Genomic DNA, 19,752 nt, shown 5'->3' on the forward strand with positions numbered 1-19,752 from the left:
TTTGTGACAAAGGCTTATGAGGTGTTTTTATGAGCGAAGCGAAGCATTCCCGCCTGATCATTCTGGGTTCCGGCCCTGCCGGTTACAGCGCAGCCGTTTATGCCGCTCGTGCCAACCTCAAACCCGTTGTCATTACCGGCATACAGGCAGGTGGCCAGCTAACCACCACCGTCGAAGTCGATAACTGGCCCGGCGACGTCGAAGGCCTTACCGGTCCGGTGCTGATGGAACGCATGCAAAAACACGCCGAACGCTTCGACACACAGATCGTTTACGACCACATTCATACCGCCAAGTTGCAGCAGCGCCCCTTCGAACTGATCGGCGATGGCGGCACCTATACGTGCGACGCCCTGATCATTGCGACCGGCGCTTCAGCGCAATACCTGGGACTGGCGTCGGAAGAGACCTTTGCCGGCCGTGGCGTTTCAGCTTGTGCCACGTGCGACGGGTTCTTCTATCGCAATCAAGTGGTCGCGGTCGTCGGCGGCGGCAACACTGCAGTCGAAGAAGCCCTGTACCTGTCGAACATCGCCAAGGAAGTCCACCTGATTCACCGGCGCGACAAGTTGCGCTCGGAGAAAATCCTTCAGGACAAGCTTTTCGAAAAGGCCGCCACCGGCAATATCCGCCTGCACTGGAATCAACATCTGGATGAAATTCTGGGCGACGCCAGCGGCGTGACCGGCGCCCGCCTGCGCGACAGCCACACCGGCGAGACCAGCGAGTTGCCTGTGGCCGGCGTGTTCATCGCCATCGGCCACAAGCCCAATACCGACTTGTTTATCGGCCAACTGCCCATGCGCGACGGCTACCTGCTGGTCAAGGGCGGCAACGAGGGCGATGCCACCGCCACCGAGATTCCCGGCGTCTTTGCCGCAGGCGACGTAGCCGATCACGTGTACCGCCAGGCAGTGACTTCCGCAGGGGCTGGCTGCATGGCCGCACTGGACGCCGAGAAATACCTCGACGACATTCCCGTCGTTTGACGGCAAACTTGACGGCGGGCCCAATGGCCCGCCACCGCCCTCCCCTTCTGCAAGCCCGGATGCCATGCTGACTTGGTTACAACGCAACACCCTGACCTTTCCGCCGCTGGAAAAAGCCATGCGCGACCCCAACGGTCTGCTGGCCGCAGGCGGCGACCTGTCTGCCGATCGTCTGATACAGGCGTATCGCCACGGCTGCTTTCCGTGGTTCTCGGAGGGACAGCCGATTCTCTGGTGGTCGCCGGATCCACGCACAGTGCTGTTTCCCGACGAACTGCATGTCTCGCGCAGCCTGAACAAATTGCTGCGCCAGCAACGCTACCAAGTGACCTTCGATCAGGATTTCGCCTCGGTCATTGCCGCCTGCGCCGCACCACGCGATTACGCCGACGGCACCTGGATCACCGACGCGATGCAGACCGCCTACCTCGAGTTGCACAGGCGCGGCTACGCGCACTCCGTGGAGGTCTGGGACGATGGCGTATTGGTTGGCGGGCTCTATGGCCTGGCGATGGGTCAGCTGTTTTTCGGCGAGTCCATGTTCAGCCGCGCCGACAATGCCTCGAAATTTGGTTTTGCCACACTGGTGCGACATCTGAAAGACTCAGGTTTTGTGCTGATCGATTGCCAGATGCCGACCGACCATCTGCACAGTCTGGGGGCCAGGGCCATTCCCCGCCGCGAGTTTGCCGGCTACCTTGCGCAGCATCTGGATCAACCCAGCCGTGCCACCTGGGTTTGCTGAGCGACATTTGCGCGCGTGGCTTACACTTAATGCAAAGCTTATCCCCGAGGGTTGATCATGACCGAGTTGGCGCGTTTGAAGTTCTATGCCACTCAGCCCCACTCTTGCAGTTATCTGCCCGAGGAGCAGGCCACCACGCTGTTCCTCGACCCTAGTCAGCCCATGGATGTGCATGTCTACGCAGATCTGTCTGAAATGGGTTTTCGTCGCAGCGGCGATCATCTCTACCGGCCTCATTGCCAGAATTGCAATGCGTGCGTTCCGGCGCGCATCCCCGTGGCGCAATTTACGCCCAACCGTCAGCAGAAACGCATTTTCAAACGCAACGTCGACCTGCAAGTGCGTCCTGCCAGACCGCAATACAGCGAAGAGTATTTCGATCTCTACCAGCGCTACATCGAACAGCGGCACGCCGACGGCGATATGTATCCGCCGAGCCGTGACCAATTTTCGACCTTCCTGGTGCGTGACCTGCCGTTTTCACGCTTTTACGAATTTCGCCTCGAAGGCCGACTCGTGGCGGTAGCTGTCACCGACTTACTGCCAAACGGTTTGTCGGCGGTCTACACCTTCTACGAACCCGAAGAAGAACGCCGCAGCCTGGGGCGCTACGCGATCCTGTGGCAGATTGCCGAGGCCAAACGTCTTGGCCTGGAAGCCGTCTACCTCGGCTACTGGATCAAGAACTGCAAAAAGATGAGCTACAAGACCCAATATCGCCCTATCGAACTGCTGATTAATCAACGTTGGGTCATCCTGAACTAGAACCCCTTGGCTTAAACCCCATTTTTCGGGCACAATGCACGCCGCTTTTGCCTGGCGCAGTTGCACCGGGCCATTCATTGGACACCGAGGGCTTTACTGCATGTCGAAAGAAGACAGCTTCGAAATGGAAGGCACTGTCGTCGACACCCTGCCCAACACCATGTTTCGTGTGGAGTTGGAAAATGGGCACGTCGTAACCGCGCATATCTCCGGCAAGATGCGCAAGAACTACATTCGTATTCTTACCGGTGACAAAGTGCGCGTCGAGCTGACGCCCTATGACTTGAGCAAAGGGCGCATCACTTACCGCGCTCGCTAATCAAGTCAATACAAAACGCCCGGTTTATGCCGGGCGTTTTTGTTTGCCTGCGATTTGGTGGGGGCCTGGGTTCTTGGGTTTTGGGGTTTTGGGGTTTGGGTGTATATCCGTTGCTGCGGTAACGGCGGCTTATGGTTTCGCTTTTACAGCGACTCACTTTTCCAGACGCCGAAAAGTAAGCAAAAGGCTTCGCCCCGGCGTACGGCGCCTCGCTGAGGCTCCGCGTACCCTCGCTACGGTGTCCATCAGGGGGCATCGCCTCCGGTCTGCTTCGCGACGACCTCCTCTCGATGTGTGCGGCTGCGCCGCACGGCGCTACGCGCCTAACCCCCTGATGAACACCTACGCTCGGCCTGCCGAAGGGGCGAAAGATCAAAAGCAGATCAAGATCAAGATCAAGATCAAAAGCCACAGCCACAGCCACAGCCACAGCCACAGCCACAGCCACAGCCACAGCCACAGCAGATCAAAAGATTAAAAGATTAAAAGATCGCAGCCTCGTTTCACTCGACAGCTCCTACAGGGGATGGGTGTGCATGTGCTTCTCACCACTCAACAGGATGAGCGTTAGCTCGGCTGCAGCTCTTGATCTTGATCCACGTGCGACATCGGAAGGCTGAGGGGAGGGATTCATCCGGGGTGGGAGCGCAGCGACCGTTCGACGAAGTCGAACACATCGAGAGGAGGTGCAGCGAAGCAAACCGGAGGCGATGCCCCCCGGATGGATCCCGGAGCGAAGGAACCCCGAGCCCCAGCGAGTGGGCCGAACGTAGGAGCAAGCGTTTTTTTGCTTACTTTTTTTAGGCGTTTGTAAAAAAAGTGAGTCGCCGTCAGGGCGAAACCGCCAGCCGCCGTTACCGCACCAACGGATATCCACCCAAACCCAAAGCCCCCAACAGCAAAAAGGCGCCCGAAGGCGCCTCTAGCTCTACAACAGATCAACAACCGTCAGGCCATCTCAGCTGTGGTCTCGAAATCGAAGGTCAGCTCGCCATCCTTCAAATCGATATGAACCACACCACCATGGTCAGCCAACTCGCCAAACAGAATCTCCTCAGCCAGCGGACGCTTGATCTTGTCCTGGATCAAACGCGCCATTGGACGAGCGCCCATCGCCGTGTCGTAGCCACTTGCCGCCAGCCAGCCACGCGCAGCGTCGGTCACTTCCAACTGCACGCGCTTGTCTTCCAACTGCGCCTGAAGCTCGGTAAGGAACTTGTCCACCACGCTTTTGATGACCTCATGACTGAGACGACCAAACTGGATAATGGTGTCCAGACGGTTACGGAACTCCGGCGTGAAGCTCTTCTTGATCACTTCCATCGCATCGGACGAGTGGTCCTGATGGGTGAAACCGATCGAAGCGCGAGCCGCTGTTTCGGCACCGGCGTTGGTCGTCATGATGACGATCACGTTACGGAAGTCCGCCTTTCGCCCGTTGTTATCGGTCAGCGTACCGTGGTCCATCACCTGCAGCAGCAAGTTGAAGACTTCCGGATGCGCCTTCTCGATCTCATCGAGCAACAGCACGCAGTGAGGCTGCTTGGTGATGGCTTCGGTCAGCAGACCGCCCTGATCGAACCCGACATAGCCTGGAGGTGCACCGATCAGACGCGATACGGTGTGGCGCTCCATGTACTCGGACATGTCGAAGCGAACCAGCTCGATCCCCAAGGCCTTGGCCAGCTGACGTGCCGCTTCGGTTTTACCGACACCGGTCGGCCCTGCGAACAGGAACGAACCGACAGGCTTGTCAGGCGACTTGAGACCGGCGCGGGACAGTTTGATCGCAGTCGACAGCGAGTCGATCGCGGCATCCTGGCCGAATACGGTCAGCTTCAGGTCACGCTCAAGGTTACGCAGCAGCTCTTTGTCGGAGCTGGTGACGTGTTTTGGCGGAATCCGCGCGATTTTCGCAACGATGTCCTCGACCTGAGGCACTTCGATGCGTTTCACGCGTTTCTCGATCGGCTGCAGACGCTGATAGGCGCCCGCCTCGTCGATGACATCGATGGCTTTGTCCGGCATGTGCCGGTCATTGATGTAGCGCGACGCCAGTTCGGCAGCGGCACGCAACGCCTCATCGCTGTATTCGATGTTGTGGTGCGCTTCGAAACGACCTTTCAGGCCGCGCAGGATGCCGATGGTGTCTTCCACCGACGGCTCCGACACATCGACCTTCTGGAAGCGCCGAGCCAGGGCCCGGTCCTTCTCGAAGATCCCGCGGAATTCCTGGAACGTGGTCGAACCGATGCAACGGATATCGCCCGACGACAGCAGTGGCTTGAGCAGGTTCGAGGCATCCATGACGCCACCGGACGCAGCACCCGCACCGATGATGGTGTGGATTTCGTCGATGAACAGGATCGCCTGCGGACGTTTTTTCAGCTCATTGAGCAACGCCTTGAAGCGTTTCTCGAAATCGCCACGGTATTTGGTCCCGGCCAGCAGGGCTCCCAGATCGAGGGAATACACCACGCTGTTGGCCAGCAGGTCCGGCACCTGGTTGTCGACAATACGCTTGGCCAGGCCTTCGGCAATCGCGGTTTTACCCACGCCCGCCTCGCCTACCAACAGCGGATTGTTTTTGCGACGACGCGCCAGGATCTGCGCGACACGCTCGACTTCCAGCTCACGGCCGACCAACGGATCGATACGACCCTGGCGCGCGAGTTCGTTGAGGTTGCTGGCATAAGCATCCAGAGGATTGCCTGAAGAAGAAGACTCACCGCCCTCGTCGTCCTGCATATCTTGCTCACCTTCAGAGTGATCGCCATGCCCAGGCACTTTGGAAATGCCATGAGCGATGTAGTTGACGACATCAATGCGCGCAACGCTCTGCTGTTTCAGCAGGAACACTGCCTGACTCTCTTGCTCACTGAAGATTGCGACCAGCACGTTGGCGCCAGTCACTTCGCGTTTGCCCGAGCTCTGTACGTGGAAAACAGCACGCTGCAGGACACGCTGGAAGCCCAGGGTTGGCTGGGTTTCACGATCCTCATCATGGATAGGGATCAATGGCGTGGTGGAGTCAATGAACTCCTGCAGATCATGCTTGAGTTTGTCGAGGTTTGCGCCGCAGGCACGCAAAACGGTGGCGGCAGCCTCATTATCCAATAGGGCCAGCAGGAGGTGTTCGACGGTCATGAATTCATGACGCTTCGATCGAGCCTCCTTGAAGGCTAAATTGAGGGTGACTTCGAGCTCGCGGTTTAACATAGCTTCACCTCATACCCAAGTGGTCGGCGATTAACCGTCCTTCTCGATTTCACAGAGTAGCGGATGCTGGCTTTCCCTGGCGTACTGGTTGACCTGCATGGCCTTAGTCTCGGCGATGTCGCGGGTAAACACTCCACATACTGCCCGTCCTTCTGTGTGGACGGCCAGCATGACCTTGGTCGCCAGCTCCCGATTCAGGTTAAAAAACACCTCGAGCACTTCGACGACGAAATCCATCGGTGTGTAGTCATCATTGAACAAAACCACCTTGTACATCGGCGGCGCCTGTAGTGCAGGCTTTGCCTCCTGAACAGCAATGCCTGCGGAATCGTCGTCTTGAGCTCCCGGGTGTTCTTTTTGGAGAGCCGGGCGATCCTGATTGAATGTTAGTCGAATCTGGCTGATTGCATGCATGGAAAGAAAGGTTCGTCAGTTGTTCAAATACAGTGGTGGGGGCGGCCAACGTCGATTTCAACTCCGACTGCCTGGTCACCTTGACTATCGGGAAATCAGTGTTACAACCAATAGAGCCCACAGTGGGTAAAAAAGGTCCGCGGAGTCAATCTTAATTATAGAGACTGACTGCGGATGTACTGGATGATACTCCAGTGATGGAGTCTGTTGCAGAGGGATATGGGTATGCCAGTCGGTAAGGTGAAATGGTTCAACAATGCCAAGGGATTCGGTTTCATTAACACCGACGCCAGAGAAGGACGCGACGAGGACGGCAAGGAAATCGATTTCTTTGCCCACTACTCTGCCATTGAGATGGGCGGCTACAAGACTCTCAAGGCGGGACAAATCGTCAACTTCGATATCGTCCAGGGGCCCAAAGGCTTGCACGCCGTGAAAATCACGGCTGCCATCCCCGCCACCGAAAAAACGACACCTTCCGTTAAACAGGAGTCGGTGTCGAGCTGACGCAACAGATCATCCAGTCATGAAAAAACCGCCCGAAGGCGGTTTTTTTTATAGCGGTTCGCTTACATGTGCGAGATGAGCGCATCACCAAACGCGGACGAAGATAGCAGCTTCGCGCCTTCCATCAAACGGTGGAAGTCATAGGTCACGGTCTTGGCGGAAATCGCGCCGTTGGTGCCCTTGATGATCAGGTCAGCCGCTTCGGTCCAGCCCATGTGGCGCAACATCATCTCTGCGGACAGGATCAGCGAGCCCGGGTTGACCTGGTCCTTGCCAGCGTATTTCGGCGCGGTACCGTGGGTCGCTTCGAACATCGCAATGGTGTCGGACAGGTTGGCACCCGGCGCGATACCGATACCGCCCACTTCGGCCGCCAGGGCGTCGGAGAGGTAGTCGCCGTTGAGGTTCAGGGTCGCGATCACATCGTACTCGGCCGGGCGCAGCAGGATCTGCTGGAGCATGGCGTCGGCGATGGCGTCCTTGACGATAACGTTCTTGCCGGTTTTCGGATTCTTGAACTGCATCCAAGGACCGCCGTCGAGCAGGGTCGCGCCGAACTCTTCAGCCGCCACTTCGTAGGCCCACTCCTTGAAGGCACCTTCGGTGAACTTCATGATGTTGCCTTTGTGCACGATGGTCAGCGAATCGCGGTCGTTGTCGACCACATATTGCAGAGCCTTGCGCGCCAGGCGCTTGGTGCCTTGCAGGGAAACCGGCTTGATGCCGATACCGCAGTTTTCGTCGAAACGGATCTTGGTGACGCCCATTTCATCTTTCAGGAACTTGATGACCTTGGTCGCTTCCGGCGAACCGGCTTTCCACTCGATACCGGCGTAGATGTCTTCCGAGTTCTCGCGGAAGATCGTCATGTCGACATCGCCTGGCTTCTTGACCGGGCTCGGCACGCCTTCGAACCAGCGTACCGGACGCAGGCAGACATACAGGTCGAGCTGCTGACGCAGGGCCACGTTCAGCGAACGGATGCCGCCACCGACCGGGGTGGTCAGAGGACCCTTGATGGAAACCACGTAATCTTTAACTGCGTCCAGGGTTTCCTGGGGTAGCCAGGTGTCCTGATCGTAAACCTGAGTCGCTTTCTCCCCGGCGTAGACTTCCATCCAGGAAATTTTGCGCTCGCCGCCGTAAGCCTTCTTAACAGCAGCATCGACAACCTTGATCATGACCGGGCTGATATCAACGCCAATACCATCGCCTTCGATGAAGGGGATGATCGGGTTGTTAGGAACATTGAGAGAATGGTCCGCGTTGACGGTGATTTTGTCGCCGACTGCTGGAACCTGAATCTTCTTGTATCCCATGCTGAACTCCATTGTTTGGATTGAACATCTGGCTTCGTTCGAGCGTACCCCAGTTAAATCGGCACGCAAACCCTATGTTCCAACCATCTGCCGCAAAGCTTCGCAGTTCGCGACGTACAAGCCTGAAAGCAAAGGGAAAAGCGCCAAACTCAAGCACGGTGCAAGACTCTACGCCCCACGGGTCCCTGCGACCTTTAGACCAATGGACGTGCATCGTTACGTATGAACCATCGGCAGATTGCCAGCTACCTATGTATAATGCCGCCCGCTGACCACAGAGTCACAACGGCCGACCTCTCCTGCAACTGAACAAGTAGCCGAGGCTTGGGGCCAGAAAAAGCAGGGTTGTTACCGCAACCCACCCGCTTGACGCTCGACCGATGCACCCAACATCACCGCAAAGAAACCTCGACATTCGGCTCATGGATGACTTTGAACGAACGCGCTTTACCCGGCGCCCCTCGAGTTTCTGCGCACGCTTTAGCAAAGAAGAGAGAGTTAATCCGAATATGCCCACCCGCTCGAAGATCATCTATACCTTCACCGACGAAGCTCCCGCCCTCGCCACCTATTCACTGTTGCCTATCGTAGAGGCGTTCACCGCCTCGGCTGATATCGCCGTTGAAACCCGCGATATCTCTCTTGCAGGGCGCATTCTGGCCAGCTTCCCCGAGCAATTGGGTGACAAAGCCGTAGCCGACCACCTCGCCGAACTGGGCGACCTGGCCGTTACGCCTGAAGCCAACATCATCAAGTTGCCGAACATCAGCGCTTCGGTTCCGCAGCTGCAAGCCGCGATCAAAGAGCTGCAAGCCCAGGGCTTCGCACTGCCGGACTACCCGGAAACCGTGACCAGCGACGCCGACAAGCTCGCCAAATCCCGTTACGACAAGATCAAGGGCAGCGCCGTAAACCCGGTTCTGCGCGAAGGCAACTCCGATCGTCGTGCGCCACTGTCGGTCAAGAACTACGCTCGCAAGCACCCGCACAAAATGGGCGCCTGGGCCAAAGACTCCAAGTCCCACGTCGCACACATGAGCGCCGGCGATTTCTACGGCAGCGAAAAAGCCGCCCTGATCGACGCCGCTGACGCGGTCAAAATCGAACTGATCGCTCAAGACGGCACCACCACCGTCCTGAAAGAAAAAACCACCGTGCAAGCCGGTGAGATCCTCGATTGCGCGGTCATGAGCAAAAACGCCCTGCGCAGCTTCATTGCCGCCGAGATCGAAGACGCCAAGCAAAAAGGCGTGCTGCTGTCGGTTCACCTGAAAGCCACCATGATGAAGGTCTCCGACCCGATCATGTTCGGCCAGATCGTTGCCGAGTTCTATAAAGACGCACTGGCCAAGCACGCTGACGTGCTGGCACAGATCGGCTTCAACCTGAACAACGGCATCGGCGACCTGTACGCTCGCATCAAGGCCTTGCCTGCCGAGCAGCAAGCACAGATCGAAGCGGACATCCAGGCGGTCTACGCCGTTCGTCCGTCGTTGGCCATGGTCAACTCCGACAAAGGCATCACCAACCTGCACGTGCCGAGCGACGTTATCGTCGACGCCTCGATGCCAGCGATGATCCGTGACTCCGGCAAGATGTGGGGCACTGACGGTCAACTGCACGACACCAAGGCCGTGATCCCGGATCGCTGCTACGCCACCATCTACCAGGCGGTGATCGAAGACTGCAAGCTGCACGGCGCTTTCGATCCAACCACCATGGGCAGCGTGCCAAACGTTGGCCTGATGGCGAAAAAAGCCGAAGAGTACGGCTCGCACGACAAGACTTTCCAGATCAAGAGCAACGGCGTGGTTCGGGTTTCCGACAGCGCTGGCCGTACTCTGCTGGAACAGTCGGTTGAAGCCGGCGACATCTTCCGCATGTGCCAGACCAAAGACGCGCCGATCCAGGACTGGGTCAAACTGGCCGTCAACCGTGCTCGCGCAAGCGCAACCCCGGCCATTTTCTGGCTGGACCCGATGCGCGCCCACGACGGCGTAGTGATCGAGAAAGTTCAGGCTTACCTGAAGGATCACGACACTTCGGGCCTGGACATCCGCATCATGTCGCCTGTCGACGCGATGAAGTTCACCCTGGAACGCACCCGCGAAGGCAAGGACACCATCTCGGTGACCGGCAACGTACTGCGCGACTACCTGACCGACCTGTTCCCGATCATGGAACTGGGCACCAGCGCCAAGATGCTGTCGATCGTGCCGCTGATGAATGGCGGTGGCCTGTTCGAAACCGGCGCTGGCGGTTCGGCACCGAAGCACGTTCAGCAGCTGCTGGAAGAAAACTTCCTGCGCTGGGATTCCCTGGGCGAGTTCCTGGCCCTGGCCGCCTCCCTCGAGCACCTGGGTGTTACTTACAACAACCCTAAAGCGCTGGTGCTGGCCAAGACCCTGGATCAGGCCACTGGCCAGTTCCTGGACAACAACAAGTCGCCATCGCGCAAAGTCGGCAACATCGACAACCGCGGCAGCCACTTCTACCTGGCGCTGTACTGGGCTCAAGCCCTGGCTGCCCAGACTGAAGACGCTGCACTGCAAGCCCAGTTCAGCCAACTGGCCAAGACTCTGACCGAGAACGAGGCGACCATCGTTGCCGAGCTCAACGCCGTTCAGGGCAAGCCTGTGGACATCGGCGGTTACTACCACGCCAATGCCGAGCTGATCAGCAAGGCCATGCGCCCAAGCAACACTTTCAACGCCGCGATCGCTGCGCTGGTTTAAGGTTGTAAGGACACATCACAAACCCCGGCCAAGCGCCGGGGTTTCTGTTTCTGCCCCACACTTCAATGTGAACACCGTACAAATGTGGGAGCGGGCTTGCTCGCGAATGCGGTTTATCATTCAACACTTTTATTGACCGACCGACCGCTTTCGCGAGCAAGCCCGCTCCCACAGGGCCCGTGTTTCACTATTCAGAATTTGAGGAAGCTCTATGGATTGGCTACCCCACATCACCGTCGCCACCATCGTTGAAGACAGCGGCCGCTTCCTGATGGTCGAAGAAACCAAGCACGGACGAACGGTGCTCAACCAACCCGCCGGCCACCTCGACCCGGACGAAACCCTGATCGAAGCCGCCGTGCGTGAAACCCTTGAAGAAACCGGCTGGGACGTGGAACCGACCGGCGTGGTGGGCATTTACCTCTACACCGCGCCAAGCAACGGCGTGACCTACCAGCGCGTCTGCTTCACCGCAAAACCGCTCAAACACCACCCCGACTATCAACTGGACGACGGTATCGTCGGCGCTAAGTGGCTGACGCGTGACGAACTGCTGGCAGAGCGCGCAAACTGGCGCAGTGAGCTGATCATCCGCTGTATCGATGATTATCTGGACGGTAAACACTTCAGTCTCGAACTGATCCGCCCTTCTCTTTAGCCTTGCGGGCTTCGGCCTGCTAGAATCGCGTCCTTTTTCAAGACACTCATTGAATCCCTATGCGTGATCCAGCCCCTTCTGACACAAAAAAGAAGCGCGTCATTGTCGGCATGTCCGGCGGCGTGGACTCTTCCGTTTCCGCTCTCCTGCTGATCGAGCAGGGTTATGAGGTGGAAGGCCTGTTCATGAAGAACTGGGAAGAAGACGATGGAACGGAATACTGCACCGCCATGGATGACCTGGCGGACGCCCAGGCCGTGTGCGACAAGATTGGCATCAAGCTGCACACCGCCAACTTCGCCGCCGAGTACTGGGACAACGTGTTCGAGCACTTCCTGGCCGAATACAAGGCCGGGCGCACGCCAAATCCGGACATCCTGTGTAACCGCGAGATCAAGTTCAAGGCGTTCCTCGACTACGCCATGATGCTCGGCGCCGACCTGATTGCCACCGGCCACTACGTGCGCCGCCGTGACATCGATGGCCGCACCGAACTGCTCAAGGGCCTGGACCCGAACAAGGACCAGAGTTACTTCCTGCACGCTGTCGGCGGCGAACAGATCGCCAAGACCCTGTTCCCGGTCGGCGAGCTGGAAAAGCCGGAAGTGCGCGCGATTGCCGAGAAACACGAGCTGGCAACCGCGAAGAAAAAGGACTCCACCGGGATCTGCTTCATCGGCGAACGCCGCTTCAGCGACTTCCTCAAGCAATACCTGCCGGCCCAGCCAGGCGAGATCAAGACCACCGAAGGTGAAGTCATCGGCCGCCACCACGGCTTGATGTATCACACCATCGGCCAGCGTCAGGGCCTGGGCATTGGTGGTCTGAAGGACGCCGGTGACGAGCCGTGGTACGTGCTGATCAAGGACCTGGAACACAACGAGCTGATCGTTGGCCAGGGCAATGACCACCCTTACCTGTTCTCCCGCGCCCTGCTCGCCTCGGACATCTATTGGGTCAACCCGATCGATCTGAGCCAACCGCGCAAGTTGACCGCCAAGGTCCGTTATCGCCAGAGCGATCAACCTTGCACGCTGGAAAAGACCGCCACCGGTTACCGCGCAACCTTCGATGACCCGCAACGCGCGGTCACCCCGGGCCAGTCGGTGGTGTTCTATGACGGTGAAATCTGCCTCGGCGGTGGCGTGATTGAAATTGCAGAACCCTGGAGCAGCAAGGCATGAGCCCCACTCAGGAGCAACTGACGGCGCTGGGCGGCGTGTTTCTCGCCGCCGTCCTCGTCGACAAGATTGCCAAGACTGGCCAGACCAGCGAAGCCGGCCTGACCTGCATGCTCGGCAGCCTGCTGATTCGTGACCCCAAGGACACCCTCGAAGTGTACGGCGGCGACGATCTCAACCTGCGTGAAGGCTATCGCGCCTTGATCGGCGCCCTGGAACGCGACCCGAGCACCCTGCAGCGCGAGCCGCTGCGCTACGCCCTGGCCATGCTGGGCCTTGAGCGCCAACTGGCCAAGCGCGGCGACATGCTCGACGCGATCGGCAAGCGCCTGCCGCAGATTCAATCCCAGGTCGAGCACTTCGGCCCGGCGCACGAAAACGTGATCGCCGCCTGCGGCGCGCTGTACCAGGACACGCTGAGCACCTTGCGCCAACGGATTCAGGTCCACGGCGACATGCGCAACCTGCAGCAACCGAGCAACGCCTCGAAAATCCGCGCCCTGTTGCTGGCCGGTATTCGTTCGGCGCGCCTGTGGCGGCAGTTGGGCGGTCATCGCTGGCAGTTGGTGATCAGCCGTCGCAAGTTGCTCAAAGAGCTTTACCCGCTGATGCGCAGCAGCTGAACCGCGCCCGCAACATGGCTTCAAATCTGTAACGCGTAATACGCCGGTCAGTTGGCAACGGACCGGCGGATTTTTTCATGTATGATACGCGCCCCATTTCGTTGCCCGACTGTCCGAGAACACCCCATGCAGCTTTCTTCGCTCACTGCGGTTTCCCCTGTTGACGGCCGCTACGCCGGCAAAACCCAGGCCCTGCGCCCAATTTTCAGCGAATACGGTCTGATCCGTGCTCGCGTCCTGGTTGAAGTGCGCTGGCTCCAGCGCCTGGCCGCTCACCCAGGCATCAGCGAAGTGCCGGCGTTCTCCGCCGAAGCCAACGCTGTACTGAACACTCTGGCGGACAACTTCGCTCTGGAGCACGCCGAGCGTGTCAAAGAGATCGAGCGCACCACCAACCACGACGTCAAAGCCATCGAATACCTGCTCAAAGAGCAAGCGGCCAAGCTGCCGGAACTGGCCAAGGTCAGCGAATTCATCCACTTTGCCTGCACCAGCGAGGACATCAACAACCTGTCCCACGCCCTGATGCTGCGCGAAGGCCGTGATGACGTGATGCTGCCGCTGATGCGCCAGACTGCTGAAGCCATCCGTGAACTGGCCATCCGTTTCGCCGACGTGCCAATGCTGTCGCGCACCCACGGTCAGCCGGCTTCGCCGACCACCCTGGGCAAAGAGCTGGCGAACGTGGTTTACCGTCTGGAGCGTCAAATCGCCCAGGTCGCCGCCGTTCCGCTGCTGGGCAAGATCAACGGCGCTGTCGGCAATTACAACGCTCACCTGTCGGCCTACCCTGAGATCGACTGGGAAGAAAACGCCCGCGCCTTCATCGAAGACGAACTGGGCCTGGGCTTCAACCCGTACACCACGCAGATCGAACCGCACGACTACATCGCCGAGCTGTTCGACGCGATCGCTCGCTTCAACACCATCCTGATCGACTTCGACCGTGACATCTGGGGCTATATCTCCCTGGGTTATTTCAAACAGCGCACCATCGCTGGCGAAATCGGTTCCTCGACCATGCCGCACAAGGTCAACCCGATCGACTTCGAAAACTCCGAAGGCAACCTGGGCATCGCCAACGCACTGTTCCAGCACCTGGCGAGCAAACTGCCAATCTCCCGCTGGCAGCGCGACCTGACCGACTCCACCGTACTGCGCAACCTCGGTGTCGGCTTCGCCCACAGCGTGATCGCATACGAAGCCAGCCTCAAAGGCATCAGCAAACTGGAGCTCAACGCCCAGAAGATCGCTGCTGACCTGGACGCATGCTGGGAAGTGTTGGCCGAGCCGATCCAGACCGTGATGCGCCGCTACAACATCGAAAACCCGTACGAGAAGCTGAAAGAGTTGACCCGCGGCAAGGGCATCAGCCCTGAAGCGCTGCAAACTTTCATCGACGGCCTGGACATGCCAGCCGCCGCCAAGGCCGAGCTGAAATTGCTCACCCCGGCGAACTACATCGGTAACGCTGTAGAGCAAGCCAGACGCATCTGATCGACCGCTGTACCCGTTTGAGACGCCCGGCAGCGCCGGGCGTTTTTATTCCCGTCTGAAAAGTGCTTTTTTTCAATAGGTTACACATGAATCCTGATATTCCTCTTCAACTTCTGGGTGGCATCACGGCGCGCGAATTCATGCGCGACTACTGGCAGAAGAAACCTCTGCTGATCCGCCAGGCGATTCCTGAATTCGAAAGCCCGATCGATGCCGACGAACTGGCCGGCCTGGCGCTGGAAGAAGAAGTTGAGTCGCGCCTGATCATCGAAAACGGCGAGCGTCCTTGGGAGCTGCGTCGCGGCCCCTTCGCCGAAGACGAATTCAGCAAGCTGCCGGAACGCGACTGGACCCTGCTGGTTCAAGCCGTTGACCAGTTCGTGCCGGAAGTCGCTGAACTGCTGGAGAACTTTCGTTTTCTGCCAAGCTGGCGCATCGACGACGTGATGATCAGCTTCGCCGCCCCGGGTGGCAGCGTCGGTCCGCACTTCGACAACTACGACGTGTTCCTGCTGCAAGGCCACGGCAAACGCAATTGGAAAATCGGCCAGATGTGCGATGCCGAGAGCCCGATGCTGAAACATGCCGACCTGCGCATCCTGGCTGATTTCGAAGCCACCGATGAATGGGTGCTGGAACCGGGCGACATGCTTTACCTGCCGCCACGCCTGGCCCATTGCGGTGTGGCCGTCGATGACTGCCTGACGTATTCGGTCGGTTTCCGCGCACCTAGCGCTGCTGAAGTGCTGACCCACTTCACTGACTTCCTCAGCCAGTTCCTGTCTGACGAAGAGCGCTACACCGACGCCGACGCCCTGCCGGCGGCAGACCCGCATCAGATTCAGCACGACGCTCTTGATCGCCTGAAAGCCTTGCTGGCCGAGCACATGAGCGACGAGCGCCTGCTGCTGACCTGGTTCGGCCAGTTCATGACCGAGCCGCGCTACCCGGAACTGGTGGTTGGCCCGGAAGAAGTCGAAGAAGACGATCTGCTCGCCAGCCTCGAGCAAGGCGCCGTAATGATCCGCAACCCGAGTGCGCGTCTGGCATGGTCGGAAGTGGATGACGATCTGCTGTTGTTCGCCAGTGGCCAGAGCCGTTACCTGCCGGGCAAACTGCGCGATCTGTTGAAATTGATTTGCGCCGCCGACGCCCTGCACATCGACAATCTCGGCGAGTGGCTGAGCGACGAAGATGGCCGCGGCCTGCTGTGCGAACTGATCAAGCAAGGAAGCCTGGGGTTTGCCGATGAATAAAATTCACGTACGTGTCGCAGACTGGCAGAAGGATATCGCCGAGATCCGGCGCATTCGTGAGACGGTGTTCATCGCCGAGCAATCCGTTCCGCCTGAGCTGGAATGGGATGCTGATGACGCAACAGCGGTGCATTTCCTGGCCTACGAGGGCGACTTTCCGATTGGCACCGCACGCCTGTTGCCCGACGGCCATGTCGGCCGGGTATCGGTGCTCAAAGACTGGCGCGGCTTGAAAGTCGGCGATGCACTGATGCACGCGGTGATCGGTGAAGCCGAGAAGCGCGGGCTGAAGCAGCAAATGCTGAGCGCGCAAGTGCAGGCCACGGCGTTCTACGAGCGCCTGGGCTTCAGCATGGTCAGTGAGGAATTCCTGGAAGCCGGGATTCCGCATGTGGACATGGTGCGGCACTCGGCCTGATACCGAGTCGCACCCTTCGCGAGCAAGCCCGCTCCCACAATTGGAATGCATTTCCCTGTGGGAGCGGGCTTGCTCGCGAAGAGGCCTTGAAGAACACCCCAAAACGCCCCGGCTATCTTCGGATACCGGGGCGTTTTGCTGTCTGCGATTCAACTTGCCCCACCCCGGGCCGACAAACTGGCAATATCAACACTTCAAGATGGCGGAGATAACGGATATGTCCCTACGCACCCTGCTCACCACGCTGCTGCTGAGCTGCAGTTTTTCGGCCATGGCAGCCACCGAGATCGTGCCCCTGAACTACCGCACGAGTGACGATATGCTGCCGATGGCACAAAATTTCATTGGCAAGGACGGCCAGGTCAGCGCCTATGGCAACCAGCTCATTGTCAATGCCGATCAGCGCAAGATCGACGAACTTAAGGCCCTGATCTCCCAACTCGACGTTGCGGCCAAGCGCTTGCTGATTACCGTCGACACCAACGAAAACAACTTCCAGGGCGATCAGGGTTACTCAGTCAACGGTGCCAAACCGAGCCAGACGCGCATCATCAATCGCAGCACCGACAGCCGTGATGGCGGCATCCAGCAAATCCAGGCCAGCGAAGGTGCTCCAGCACTGATTCAGGTCGGCCAAAGCGTACCGCTGACCAGCGCACAGACCGATTCCTACGGTGATCTGCGCAGCCAGACTGAATACCGAAACGTCACCCAAGGGTTCTACGTCACCGCCAGCGTCACCGGCGACATCGTTCACCTGGCGATCAGTACCAACCGTGACCGCATGAGCCAGGAACGTCCCGATGTAGTGAATGTGCAAAGCACCGACACAACTGTCACGGGGCGCCTCGGCGAATGGATCACCCTGGCCGGTGTGAACCGCGAGACTCAAGCTGACAAACAGGGCCTGGGCCGCAGCTACTCGACTCAGGGCCGGGATGACATGACTCTGCGGGTGAAAGTCGACACTTTGGACTAAACCACCGAAAACTGACTGATTAGTCGTATTAGACCAAAGATGTAGTGCCACAAAAAAAGCACTACAAAACGTTTGACGATCGAAAAAAGCAAAGGCATGATGGCCTCGCTCCCGCTAATCAGGGGCCCTGGCAAGGGCCTTCGAAGCGTCGCTCGCAACTACCCCGCGAGCCGTTTCGTGTCTGTACCGCCCACAAGGTGTGTTTGACGAGGTTGCCGACTGGAACGAAGTTGTCCCGAGGGACGGAAGCGTAATTAGGTAACCCGGCTCCACACTGAAGTTCGTATAAAGGCCCACGACGCCCGAATCCGCTCGCCAGTTCGCCCTTACCTGCTCACTTCCCCTCGAGCCCATCGTTCATCCCGTCGCCATCCCCGCCGAATCCGACTTGACCACCTAAGCTTCTGGTCAGCGAGCAGCCTCTTACGCTTGATTTGCGTAGTGGGCAGGAGCAGGAATTTTCCACCCCAGACCTATGCGACGAGGTTTATCTCCATGGCACTGACACGCGAACAGCAAATTGCAGCCCTCGAAAAAGATTGGGCTGAAAACCCACGCTGGAAAGGCGTGACACGCGCTTACTCCGCTGCTGACGTCGTCCGCCTGCGTGGCTCGGTTCAACCTGAGCACACCCTTGCAAGAATGGGCGCCGAGAAGCTGTGGAACCTGGTTACCCAGGGCGCCAAGCCGTCCTTCCGTCCTGAGAAAGATTTCGTCAACTGCATGGGCGCCCTGACCGGCGGCCAGGCTGTACAACAAGTTAAAGCCGGTATCCAGGCGATCTACCTGTCGGGCTGGCAGGTTGCTGCGGACAACAACTCCGCAGAATCGATGTACCCGGACCAGTCGCTGTACCCGGTGGATTCGGTTCCAACCGTGGTCAAGCGCATCAACAACTCGTTCCGTCGTGCTGACCAGATCCAGTGGAAAGCCGGCAAGAACCCGGGCGACGAAGGCTACATCGACTACTTCGCGCCAATCGTGGCTGACGCTGAAGCCGGTTTCGGCGGCGTTCTGAACGCTTACGAGCTGATGAAGAGCATGATCGAAGCAGGCGCCGCCGGCGTTCACTTCGAAGACCAACTGGCGTCCGTGAAAAAATGCGGCCACATGGGCGGCAAGGTACTGGTTCCTACCCAGGAAGCTGTACAGAAGCTGACCGCTGCTCGTTTGGCAGCTGACGTTGCCGGCACGCCGACCATCATCCTGGCGCGTACCGACGCAAACGCTGCTGACCTGCTGACGTCGGACTGCGACCCGTACGACCAGCCATTCGTGACTGGCGAACGCACCCAGGAAGGCTTCTACAAAGTGCGCGCCGGTCTCGACCAGGCGATCGCTCGCGGCCTGGCCTACGCGCCGTACGCCGACCTGATCTGGTGCGAAACCGCCAAGCCGGATCTGGACGAGGCTCGTCGCTTCGCTGAAGCGATCAAAAAGGAATACCCGGACCAACTGCTGTCGTACAACTGCTCGCCTTCCTTCAACTGGAAGAAAAACCTGGACGACGCGACCATCGCCAAGTTCCAGCGCGAACTGTCCGCCATGGGTTACAAGCACCAGTTCATCACCCTGGCCGGCATTCACAACATGTGGCACAGCATGTTCAACCTGGCGCACGACTACGCCCGCAACGACATGACTGCCTACGTGAAGCTGCAAGAGCAAGAGTTCGCTGACGCCGCCAAGGGTTACACCTTCGTGGCTCACCAGCAGGAAGTGGGCACCGGCTACTTCGACGACATGACCACTGTGATTCAAGGTGGCACGTCCTCGGTAACCGCACTGACCGGTTCGACCGAAGAAGAACAGTTCCACTGATCTGCTTCGCCTGAGCAAACGGCCGTTGCGGATCGAGTAGAAAGCTAACCGCAACGCCGCACATCTGACGCCCCGACTGGTTCGGGGCGTTTTTTTGCCTGCGATTTAGCAAACACTGCTACTCCCTGTGGGAGCGGGCTTGCCCGCGATGGCAGTCTGTCAGTCAATTCGGCAGCACCTGACACACCCTCATCGCGGGCAAGCCCGCTCCCACAGAGAACGCGCCATGGCGCAAAACCATCTGAAAAATCTTGATCCAGAGCAGTTTCCCCATCAGGAAAACACGGTAAAACGACCCCGCCTGCTA

17 protein-coding genes are annotated in these 19,752 nt (G+C 58.7%); 14 read left to right on the top strand and 3 right to left on the bottom strand.

Annotation, left to right across the window (positions count from 1 at the left end; translation table 11 throughout):
* The first annotated feature begins 29 nt into the window (after positions 1 to 29).
* The 4 genes from trxB (at position 30) to infA (ending at position 2,818) form a co-directional block, all read left to right on the top strand.
* Entirely contained in the window at positions 30 to 989 is a 960-nt protein-coding gene (gene trxB / locus K5K95_RS30995) for a thioredoxin-disulfide reductase (RefSeq protein ID WP_222587608.1), read from the top strand.
* 64 nt (positions 990 to 1,053) lie between these two features.
* On the top strand, positions 1,054 to 1,734 hold the full coding sequence (gene aat / locus K5K95_RS31000) for a leucyl/phenylalanyl-tRNA--protein transferase (protein ID WP_208669028.1): 681 nt from the start codon (positions 1,054 to 1,056) through the stop codon (positions 1,732 to 1,734).
* Positions 1,735 to 1,791: 57 nt separating this feature from the next.
* Positions 1,792 to 2,499 (top strand): arginyltransferase, encoded by a 708-nt coding sequence (locus K5K95_RS31005; RefSeq protein ID WP_222587609.1) that lies wholly within the window; start codon positions 1,792 to 1,794, stop codon positions 2,497 to 2,499.
* Between the two features lie 100 nt (positions 2,500 to 2,599).
* Positions 2,600 to 2,818 carry a translation initiation factor IF-1 gene (gene infA / locus K5K95_RS31010; protein WP_002553999.1) on the top strand — a complete coding sequence of 73 codons (219 nt, stop codon included), beginning with the start codon at positions 2,600 to 2,602 and terminating at the stop codon, positions 2,816 to 2,818.
* A 948-nt stretch (positions 2,819 to 3,766) separates the two neighbouring features.
* On the opposite strand, the gene clpA is transcribed toward infA, so the two are convergent.
* Positions 3,767 to 6,037, bottom strand: a complete 2,271-nt coding sequence (gene clpA, locus K5K95_RS31015) for an ATP-dependent Clp protease ATP-binding subunit ClpA (protein ID WP_090185618.1) — start codon at positions 6,035 to 6,037, stop codon at positions 3,767 to 3,769.
* 30 nt (positions 6,038 to 6,067) lie between these two features.
* Positions 6,068 to 6,451, bottom strand: a complete 384-nt coding sequence (gene clpS / locus K5K95_RS31020; protein ID WP_090185621.1) for an ATP-dependent Clp protease adapter ClpS — start codon at positions 6,449 to 6,451, stop codon at positions 6,068 to 6,070.
* Positions 6,452 to 6,676: 225 nt separating this feature from the next.
* Here clpS and K5K95_RS31025 point away from each other — a divergent pair, with 225 nt between their 5' ends.
* Positions 6,677 to 6,958, top strand: coding sequence for a cold shock domain-containing protein (locus K5K95_RS31025; protein ID WP_222587610.1), 282 nt, complete (start codon positions 6,677 to 6,679; stop codon positions 6,956 to 6,958).
* 62 nt (positions 6,959 to 7,020) lie between these two features.
* Here K5K95_RS31025 and icd read toward each other — a convergent pair whose 3' ends face one another.
* Positions 7,021 to 8,277 carry an NADP-dependent isocitrate dehydrogenase gene (gene icd, locus K5K95_RS31030; RefSeq protein WP_010458895.1) on the bottom strand — a complete coding sequence of 419 codons (1,257 nt, stop codon included), beginning with the start codon at positions 8,275 to 8,277 and terminating at the stop codon, positions 7,021 to 7,023.
* A gap of 509 nt (positions 8,278 to 8,786) precedes the next feature.
* Between icd and K5K95_RS31035 the strand changes: the two genes are divergently transcribed.
* The 9 genes from K5K95_RS31035 to aceA all read left to right on the top strand — a co-directional run bounded on the left by K5K95_RS31035 (position 8,787) and on the right by aceA (position 19,445).
* The gene (locus K5K95_RS31035) at positions 8,787 to 11,012 is read left to right on the top strand and encodes an NADP-dependent isocitrate dehydrogenase (protein ID WP_222587611.1); all 2,226 of its coding nucleotides are present in this window, start codon (positions 8,787 to 8,789) and stop codon (positions 11,010 to 11,012) included.
* Between the two features lie 211 nt (positions 11,013 to 11,223).
* Entirely contained in the window at positions 11,224 to 11,670 is a 447-nt protein-coding gene (locus K5K95_RS31040; RefSeq protein WP_222587612.1) for an NUDIX hydrolase, read from the top strand.
* A gap of 59 nt (positions 11,671 to 11,729) precedes the next feature.
* A complete protein-coding gene (gene mnmA / locus K5K95_RS31045; protein WP_222587613.1) occupies positions 11,730 to 12,854 on the top strand; it encodes a tRNA 2-thiouridine(34) synthase MnmA in 1,125 nt (374 codons plus the stop codon).
* Positions 12,851 to 13,474, top strand: coding sequence for a high frequency lysogenization protein HflD (gene hflD / locus K5K95_RS31050; protein WP_090185634.1), 624 nt, complete (start codon positions 12,851 to 12,853; stop codon positions 13,472 to 13,474). Before mnmA ends, hflD begins: the two co-directional genes overlap by 4 nt.
* A gap of 126 nt (positions 13,475 to 13,600) precedes the next feature.
* Positions 13,601 to 14,971 carry an adenylosuccinate lyase gene (gene purB, locus K5K95_RS31055; RefSeq protein ID WP_222587614.1) on the top strand — a complete coding sequence of 457 codons (1,371 nt, stop codon included), beginning with the start codon at positions 13,601 to 13,603 and terminating at the stop codon, positions 14,969 to 14,971.
* An 86-nt stretch (positions 14,972 to 15,057) separates the two neighbouring features.
* Positions 15,058 to 16,227: a cupin domain-containing protein gene (locus K5K95_RS31060; protein WP_222587615.1), complete on the top strand. Its 1,170-nt coding sequence runs from the start codon at positions 15,058 to 15,060 to the stop codon at positions 16,225 to 16,227.
* Complete coding sequence (locus K5K95_RS31065) at positions 16,220 to 16,645, top strand: GNAT family N-acetyltransferase (RefSeq protein ID WP_222587616.1); 426 nt, start codon at positions 16,220 to 16,222, stop codon at positions 16,643 to 16,645. The genes K5K95_RS31060 and K5K95_RS31065 overlap by 8 nt, the downstream gene beginning before the upstream one ends.
* A 217-nt stretch (positions 16,646 to 16,862) precedes the next feature.
* The gene (locus tag K5K95_RS31070; protein WP_222587617.1) at positions 16,863 to 17,624 is read left to right on the top strand and encodes a secretin N-terminal domain-containing protein; all 762 of its coding nucleotides are present in this window, start codon (positions 16,863 to 16,865) and stop codon (positions 17,622 to 17,624) included.
* 495 nt (positions 17,625 to 18,119) lie between these two features.
* Positions 18,120 to 19,445, top strand: coding sequence for an isocitrate lyase (gene aceA / locus K5K95_RS31075; RefSeq protein WP_020296744.1), 1,326 nt, complete (start codon positions 18,120 to 18,122; stop codon positions 19,443 to 19,445).
* Positions 19,446 to 19,752 lie beyond the last annotated feature (307 nt).

This window comes from Pseudomonas sp. DR48 (assembly GCF_019823085.1).
Taxonomy (GTDB): domain Bacteria; phylum Pseudomonadota; class Gammaproteobacteria; order Pseudomonadales; family Pseudomonadaceae; genus Aquipseudomonas.